Origin of the sequence: uncultured Campylobacter sp., assembly GCF_938018145.1 — a bacterium.
Classification (GTDB): Bacteria; Campylobacterota; Campylobacteria; order Campylobacterales; family Campylobacteraceae; genus Campylobacter_A.
The window spans coordinates 1-6,694 of the sequence record NZ_CALIII010000299.1 but is presented as its reverse complement, the minus strand read 5'-3'; the positions used below and the strand labels follow the sequence as shown (position 1 = coordinate 6,694).

9 protein-coding genes are annotated in these 6,694 nt (G+C 43.9%); all 9 read right to left on the bottom strand.

What is annotated here, in order from left to right:
• Window positions 1–538, bottom strand: a 538-nt coding sequence (locus tag Q0338_RS07015) for a F0F1 ATP synthase subunit gamma (protein ID WP_298086130.1), incomplete at its 3' end; no start/stop codon positions are given.
• Window positions 539–547: 9 nt separating this feature from the next.
• Complete coding sequence (gene atpA, locus Q0338_RS07010; protein WP_002947472.1) at window positions 548–2,065, bottom strand: F0F1 ATP synthase subunit alpha; 1,518 nt, start codon at window positions 2,063–2,065, stop codon at window positions 548–550.
• A gap of 12 nt (window positions 2,066–2,077) precedes the next feature.
• The gene (locus tag Q0338_RS07005) at window positions 2,078–2,608 is read right to left on the bottom strand and encodes a F0F1 ATP synthase subunit delta (protein ID WP_009494957.1); all 531 of its coding nucleotides are present in this window, start codon (window positions 2,606–2,608) and stop codon (window positions 2,078–2,080) included.
• Window positions 2,608–3,105, bottom strand: a complete 498-nt coding sequence (locus tag Q0338_RS07000; RefSeq protein ID WP_297941738.1) for a F0F1 ATP synthase subunit B — start codon at window positions 3,103–3,105, stop codon at window positions 2,608–2,610. Before Q0338_RS07000 ends, Q0338_RS07005 begins: the two co-directional genes overlap by 1 nt.
• A gap of 1 nt (window position 3,106) precedes the next feature.
• Window positions 3,107–3,529 (bottom strand): FoF1 ATP synthase subunit B', encoded by a 423-nt coding sequence (locus Q0338_RS06995; protein WP_298086129.1) that lies wholly within the window; start codon window positions 3,527–3,529, stop codon window positions 3,107–3,109.
• Window positions 3,530–3,627: 98 nt separating this feature from the next.
• Window positions 3,628–4,479, bottom strand: coding sequence for a ParB/RepB/Spo0J family partition protein (locus tag Q0338_RS06990; RefSeq protein WP_298086128.1), 852 nt, complete (start codon window positions 4,477–4,479; stop codon window positions 3,628–3,630).
• A 3-nt stretch (window positions 4,480–4,482) separates the two neighbouring features.
• Window positions 4,483–5,265, bottom strand: coding sequence for an AAA family ATPase (locus tag Q0338_RS06985; protein ID WP_298086127.1), 783 nt, complete (start codon window positions 5,263–5,265; stop codon window positions 4,483–4,485).
• A gap of 159 nt (window positions 5,266–5,424) precedes the next feature.
• A complete protein-coding gene (locus Q0338_RS06980) occupies window positions 5,425–6,060 on the bottom strand; it encodes a biotin--[acetyl-CoA-carboxylase] ligase (protein ID WP_298086126.1) in 636 nt (211 codons plus the stop codon).
• A gap of 69 nt (window positions 6,061–6,129) precedes the next feature.
• Window positions 6,130–6,694: methionyl-tRNA formyltransferase (locus Q0338_RS06975; RefSeq protein ID WP_298086125.1), on the bottom strand; the 565-nt coding region annotated here is incomplete at its 5' end.

Here is a 6,694-nt window from a genome sequence, read left to right as displayed (position 1 = left end):
CGTTATGCACCAAAATAACCTTATCCGTCGCACCGCTTATAAAGTCGTCTATCGCGTCTTTTATGATATTTTGAGCTTTCTCATAAGTCGGAGATGAGCTAACGCCGACGTATTTTTCAAGCAAATTTATACCCTGGAAGCTAAAAAATTCTATACCTTTTTTACCTACCGCGCGGAGTCTTATCTTTACTTTTTTCGCCTTAAATTCGTTAATCATATTTCTAACGGTTTTAATAGTCTGAATATTAAAACCGCCGCAAAGCCCCTTGTCTGCGGTGACGAATATAATATCAACCTTCTCGATATTCTCCTTAACGTCGAAAAATTTACTCTCGGCATTTACAGAGCGATATTGGTTGATCTTATAGGCGATTTCAGATAAAACTTCGTTGATCTTGAGCGCATAAACCCTAGAGTGACGAGCGGCTTCCTCAGCCTTGCGAAGTTTGGCTGTAGATACCAGCTTCATCGCACGCGTCGTCTTTTGGGTGTTTTGGACGCTCTTGATCTTTCGTTTTATATCTTTTAAATTTGACATATTCTAGCCTTAGTTAGCGGCAAACGTCGCTTTAAAGTCTTTTAGCGCCTTATGCAAAAGCTCCTCGATTTCTTTGTCAAGTGCTTTTTTGGTTCGAATTTGCTCGAAAATTTCAGGATACTTCGCCTCAATATAAGGATAAAGCTCAGCTTCAAATTTTGTAACCGCTATTGTCGGGATATCATCTAGGTAGCCTTTCGTACCGGCAAAGATAATAACGACTTGCTTTTCGACGGCTAGCGGGCTGTAAGGAGGCTGTTTTAGCACCTCGACCATCCTTTGACCGCGCTCAAGCTGTTTTCTCGAGCTCTCGTCAAGGTCGCTCGCAAACTGTGCAAACGCTTGAAGCTCACGGTATTGCGCAAGGTCAAGTCTTAATGTTCCAGAAACTTGCTTGGTTGCCTTTATCTGAGCTGCGCCGCCGACGCGAGAAACCGAAAGACCGACGTTGATCGCAGGGCGGATGCCCGAGTTAAACAGGTCAGACTCAAGGAAAATTTGACCGTCGGTAATAGAAATAACGTTTGTCGGAATATACGCCGAAACGTCGCCAGCTTGCGTCTCGATAATAGGAAGAGCCGTTAGAGAACCTGCGCCAAGCTTATCATTTAGCTTAGATGCGCGCTCTAGCAAACGAGAGTGCAAATAGAAAACGTCGCCAGGATACGCTTCGCGGCCCGGCGGTCTGCGAAGAATCAAGCTCATTTCGCGGTATGCGACGGCGTGTTTTGAAAGATCGTCATAGATGATTAGGGCATGGCGAGAGTTATCTCTAAAATATTCGCCCATAGTTACGCCCGCATATGGAGCTAGGTACTGAAGCGCGGCAGCGTCAGAAGCGCCTGCATTTACGACGATGGTATACTCCATAGCGCCGTACTCTTCAAGCTTTTTAACGACTTGAGCGACAGTTGATTGTTTTTGTCCGATCGCTACGTAGATACAAATAACGTCTTGACCTTTTTGGTTGATAATTGTGTCTATCGCGACGGTAGTTTTACCCGTTTGGCGGTCGCCGATGATGAGCTCGCGTTGTCCGCGGCCGATCGGCACTAGCGCATCGATAGCTTTGATACCTGTTTGAAGCGGCTCATGAACGCTCTTTCTAGCCATGATGCCTTTTGCTTTTTCCTCGACAAATCTAGTCTCGCTAGCTTCGATCGGACCCTTAGCGTCTATCGGCTCACCGAGTGAATTTACGACGCGACCTATCAAAGCATCGCCCACAGGAACGCGTAAAAGCTTAGCTAGGCGTTTTACGCTTGAACCCTCTTTGATACCGTCTGTTTTGCCTAAGATAACGATACCGACGCTGCTTTCCTCTAGGTTTAGAGCCATGCCTTTTTCGCCGTTCTCAAACTCGACCATCTCGCCGGCCATAACGTTTTTTAGGCCGTAAACGTTAGCAACGCCGTCGGCTACGGATATAACCTTGCCCGTCTCGTTCACATCAACGTTAAGGCTGAAATTTTCAATCCTTTCCTTGATGATGGCGCTGATTTCATCTGCTTTTATTTTTGCACTCACGCTTTTTCTCCTTTATATTGCTTTTAATATGTATTCGCTCATTTGGGCTTTTAGCCTATCTACCGAAAAGCTAGCCTCCACGCCCAAATCGTCTAGTTCGATCTTGATGCCGTTGTAGTCGCTTTTTACCGGCTCTAAAATGATTTTTGCGTTAAATCTCTTAGAAAAGCTGCTTTCAAGCTCTGAAATTTGAGCCTGGCTGATCTGCGAGCCGCCGTAAATTTTGCCGTAAAAAACATTGTCCATTTTTGATTTTTGCGCTAAAAGCTCTGAAACGATATTAGGCAAAATATCAAGTCTTTTATTTTCGCCGAGTAGTTTTATGAAATTTACAAATTTTTGATCCGCCTCACCAACCAAAGATAGGACGAAATCCGCTTTTTGGCTATTTTTTAAATTCGGCGAAACGATGATGTTTTGAAATTTTTCATTTGCGAATGCGTTTGCGATCTCTTGTAACTTAGCGGTAAAGTTATTAAACTCATCTTTGCTAAGGTCGCTAACTAGGGCTTTTACGTATTTTTTTGCGATAAGTTCTTTCATTAGCCGACCCTTTTAAGCATGATATTGATAAGCTCGCTTTGATCCATTTTCACGCTGTCGCTTGCGAAAATTTCATTTAAAATTTCGCCCACAACGGACTTAACCATGCGTCTTTTTTCAAATTCTTTTTGATCTTGGAAGCTTTTTTCTAAATTTGCGACCTCTTGTCTGGTTTCTTCCTTAATACGCTCAGAGATCAAAACAGCCTCTTTTCTAGCCGTTTCTACTAGACTGGCTGCATTTGCTTTAGCCTCTTCTACGCGCCTTAGAGCGTCGTCTTTTTTGGCTTTTGAGTCTTTTAGTTTTTGCTCGATATTATCAAGTCTTGCTGCAATACCGGCGATTCTTCCCTTGTAGGCATTTTTGATAGGGTTTGCTATAAAATAATACAAAATCGCGGCAAAAACGATAAAGTTTATCGTCCTAGGCACGATGTCGTATCCGCCGTCCGCCATCAAAACAAAAGGACATAATAAAAGTAAAATTTTGCTTTTCATATTAAATCCTTGCGAGTTTTGCTTTTAAAGCAGCTTGAAGTTCAGGCAATTTTTGCTGTAAATCAGCTCTAAAATCGCTCTTTTGAGAGTTTAAATTTTGGATAAAAGCATCGTAATCAGCCTCCAAAACTCCGCGCTTTTCGCTGACTATCTTAGCGCCTGCATCTTTTGCGGCGTTGATAGCCTCCTGCTTGATCTTGCCGGCTTCGTTTCTTGCGGCAGCTATGAGCTGTTCTATCTGCGCTTCGTACACGCCAAGATCGCTCGTATTTTTGCTAGCACTCTCTTCGTCGTTTTTTATCGCATCGTTTCTAGCGTCTATAAATTTAAGTAGAGGCTTGTAAAGGATGGAATTTAAAACGGCGATAAGCCCTAGAAAAATAACTGCCGTTAGGACGACTAGCGGCAAATTAATTTCCAACATCAAATCTCCTTAAAGTTTAATATTTTCTTAAGCATAATAAAACCGTGCTTATTTTACAAAAAAAAAGGATAAAACAAGCTAAATTTAAACAAATATTTTTATTTTATCTTGTTTATTAGCCTATCGATATCTGCTATGTCATCAAATTCGATAGTGATTTTTTTGCCTTTTATCTTAACCGGTACGTCAAATTTAGAAAAAATCTCTTTTAAATTCGTTAGTCTTTCAAGGTACCTCTCATCTAGCTTAAGTGCAGCTTTAGGCGGCAATTTATTTTTTAGATTTTTTACCAAATTTTCCGTCTCGCGCACGCTAAGGCGCTGCCCGATGATAGTATCGACCGCTGTTTTTTCATCGTTTGGATCAAGCCCCACGATGACTTTGGCGTGTCCTTGCGTTAGTTTGCCCTCTTTTATATACTCTTGTGTCACGGTGCTAAGGCTCAAAAGCCGCATGGTATTTGTTATCTGAACCCTGCTTTTGTGGATGATGTTTGCAAGCCCGTCCTGCGTAATTTTGTATTCATCTATTAGCTCTTTGTACGAATTGGCAAGCTCGATCGGATTTAGGTCCTCTCTTTGGATATTTTCTATGAGTGCTAGTTCGCGAAGGCTTTGGCTTTCGATGTCGGCGACTATAGCCTTTATCTTGCTTTCGCCAAGCAGCTTAGTCGCGCGAAATCTCCTCTCGCCCGCAATCAGCATATATTCGCCGTCTTTTTCTATAACGATTATCGGCTGGATAAGACCGTGTCTTTTGATACTTTCGCTAAGCTCTCTTAGCGCAGTTTCGTCGAAATTTTTACGCGGCTGATATGGATTTTCGACGATCAGGTCTAGATCGATATCCTTTACTATATCGCTATTGCCCTCGTTTAGCTCAGCTTTGTACGCAAGCTCGACGTCCTCTAGTATGGCACCCAGTCCGCGCCCCAAACTTCTCTTCGCCATCTTTTAACCTAAAATCGAATACGCTAAATTTTGGTACGCTTGCGAGCCGGGCGATTTTATGTCATACAGTATCACAGGCTTTCCAAAGCTCGGGCTTTCGGCGAGTTTTACGTTTCGCGGCACTATGACGAAGTCTCCATCGCCGTCCTTTGTTTTAAACAGCTTATTTTCAAAATGCTGCTTTAAATTTGCCACGGTTTCCTTAGCGAGGTTATTTTGCGAGCTGTACATAGTCGGCAAAAAACCCTTTATATTTAGCTTTGGGTTTATGGTTTTTTTGATGATTTTTACCGTATTTAAAATTTGCGCAAGCCCCTCTAGTGCGTAAAATTCACACTGGATCGGGATTATCACGCTATCGCTAGCACTTAGTGCGTTTACGGTGATACTGCCTAGCGCCGGAGGACTGTCAATGATGATAAAATCATACTGCCCCTCGACCTCTTCGATCTTGCTTTTTAGTATCTTTTGATAGTCTTTGTTTTGTTCGCTTAGTTCTTGCTCTATACCCACGAGACCGATGTTTGAAGGCGCTAGAAAAAGCGTCGGTATCTCGGTTTTTAGCACTATTTGCGAGAGCTTTTTGCGACCCGTGAGCACATGGTAGATGTTGTACTCATAGTCGTTTCTGCTAAAGCCCATTCCAGTCGTCGCATTTGCTTGCGGATCGATGTCGATGAGTAGGACTTTTTTTTCGGCCACCGCCAGCGATGCGGCCAAATTTACCGCCGTGGTCGTCTTTCCGACGCCGCCTTTCTGGTTTGCAATGGTTATAATTTCACACATGAGAATTTTCCAATTTTTTGTTTTTTAATTGATTAATTTTACAAAAAACTTACTTTGTCCAAGTTTAGTTTCGGCTTTAAAATTTCTGAAAGAATTTCGCGGCTCGTCCCCACCGATATTTTGTAAAAATATTAAATTTTACGTCAAATTTAAGCAAATTTATCTGAGTGAAAAAACCCTTCGACCATTTATATCCAAAGAGCCGTCAGATAGGAGTTTTGCGTCTTTGAGCGCCACCTCTTCGCCCTCAAAGTGCGTGATAAATTCTCTCGATTTTTCAAATTCGCTCTCAAATTTTTTAAAAATTTCCGCCCAAGACGGAGCCGTTTGCAGCCTCTTGCAAAACTCCCCGACCGCGGCGCTAGGACTCACGTCTATATCTAAAATTCCGGCATTCTCGGGCGCGTTTTTTAGATTTATACCCATGCCGCAAACGTAAATTTCGCCGACTCTCGTCGTCAAGGTTCCGCCGATTTTTTTGTCGCCAACATAAAAATCATTCGGCCATTTTAGCCAAATTTGCGAGCCGCGAGCCGCGAGCACTTCGCGCATTATCATCGAAAAGTAAATCGACGCCGACTCGCCCCTTAGATCGCTAGGCAGCGCCGTCTCGCTCATGCAAAATGAAAAAAACAGATTGCCCTCTAGCCCGCTCCACGTGTTATTTCTGCTGCCGATACCTTGCGTCTGCTCTTTTGCCACGAGCGCAAAAGGCGGCTGTATTTCGCCGTTTCGCAGCCCTTCGACCAAAACTTTTTGCGTAGATGGGACGCTATCTGCGAACTCTATTCTCAAATTTTATTCCTTTTAAATTTACCGTAAATTTGACGTTGTGGCGCGCTTGTTACTGTTACTCTGCTCATATTACAAAGCTATATCGCCGACGCCAAGGCGCTTGCCGTTTAGATAGGCGCTAGCGTCCACCGGCTTTTTGCCCGGCTCTTGCACCTTTATGATCTTAACCGCACCCTCGCCGCAAGAAACGCAAAAGCCGAGCTTATCGACGCTTAAAATTTCGCCAATGCGTTCAAATTTACGCCCGCAGGATTCGCGCAAGATTTCTAAATCCAAAATTTTTAGCCCGCTAGCTAGATAAATCCCTGGCCAGGGCGTTAGCGCGCGAAATTTATTATAAATTTGCTCCGCGCTCTGCTCAAAGCCAAAAAGCCCGTCGGATTTGCTTATTTTTTTGCAGTGCGTGGCCTGCGCGTCGTCCTGCTTGAGCGGCGTCAAATTTGCAAAATTTCGCAGCACTCGCACTATCAGCTCGCCCGCTAGATCCCCGAGCTCGTCAAACAGCTGCGCCGCCGTTTTATCCTCGCAAGGCGTGTAGGCAAAATCAAGCATATCGCCCGTGTCAAGCCCCGCATCCATCAGCATCGCCGTCACGCCCGTCTGCTTTTCGCCAGCCAGTAGCGCGCTTTGGATC